General features: G+C 49.3%; 2 protein-coding genes. Both read left to right on the top strand.

Going from position 1 to position 1,143, the window contains the following annotated elements; all coding sequences use genetic code 11:
• Positions 1-335 precede the first annotated feature (335 nt).
• Entirely contained in the window at positions 336-794 is a 459-nt protein-coding gene (locus BTM36_RS25580; protein ID WP_217349636.1) for an N-formylglutamate amidohydrolase, read from the top strand.
• A partial coding sequence (locus BTM36_RS25575) for an amidase family protein (protein ID WP_254427097.1) occupies positions 779-1,143 on the top strand: 365 nt, incomplete at its 3' end. The genes BTM36_RS25580 and BTM36_RS25575, both read left to right, overlap by 16 nt.

The raw sequence follows: 1,143 nt of genomic DNA, 5'->3' as shown, positions 1-1,143 counted from the left end.
CTCTTTATTTTTATCTTTATGCTGATTTCTCACCATTTTGTGCAACATGGCTTGTGGGACCTTAGTCCCCTAACCAGAGATCAAACATGTGCCCTCAGCAAGAAGAGTACAGAGTCCTAACTACTGGACTGCCTGGAAATTCCCTTTTCTCATTTCTTCAATATTTAAGAATATTTTTCCCATTAGGCAGAAAGAGGGACATCTGGTCCCTTTTTCAGACCGAGCTTGTTTAGGACTTGCCTGGTAGGAGAGAAGAAGCCATGTGTCCCTTCTCTGGACTCCCAGGCCCATGGAGTCCAGTTGTCCTTGGAATCCAGGAAATCGGTGAGAATGGGGTGGACGGGAAAAGAAGCTGGAAGGTAAGACTAAAAATAAAGAGCGATATCTGGGCACGGCTGAACGAGAACGGCCAACTGCTGGCCGATACGGACTGGCATATCCATACGCTTTATGACGGGCTTCTGCCGGAAGCGACGACCGTTCGTGCCACTTTCCACCGTTATGTGATCGACGCCAACCGCGATCCGGAAGGCGTCAGCCTCTATCCCGGACAGAACACCACCGGCCTCATCCCGGAAACGGATTTCGACGGCAGGGCGATCTGGCGTGACGGCGAAAAACCCGCTGCTGCCGATACGCAAAAACGGCTTGAGCATTTCCACAAGCCCTATCACGCCGCCCTGGCGGCGGAGATCAAGCGCGTGCAGGACATTCACGGCCTCGCCATTCTCTATGATTGCCACTCCATCCGCTCGCACATCCCGTTTCTGTTTCAAGTTTGGAAAGTGGATTAAAATCCCGAAATGAAAGAGAATCATTAGAAAATGATGAGGAATACCATGACATTATTACCAATCGTCCTAAAATGGCAAGGGAAAGCTTAATGGTAACGTTTAATGAACATGACCTTGATGCACTACTCTATCCAACTTCGAGTGCTTTACCGGCACAGGTGGGCAAAAGCCAAGGTGCAGGGAATGCTAATCGCTTAAGTCCGTATTCAGGATTTCCAGCAATCTCGGTTCCTGCCGGCTTCAGTGACAACGGCCTTCCAGTCGGGCTAGAACTGCTAGGGAAAGAATTCGACGAGCCAACTTTGATTAAACTAGCCTATGCTTATCAAGAAGGAACTAACCATCGAAA

Source organism: Herbaspirillum sp. VT-16-41 (assembly GCF_001994935.1).
GTDB lineage: Bacteria > Pseudomonadota > Gammaproteobacteria > Burkholderiales > Burkholderiaceae_D > Herbaspirillum > Herbaspirillum frisingense.
Note: the sequence above shows the minus strand (reverse complement) of the source record. Positions and strands in the feature narration are given on the sequence as shown.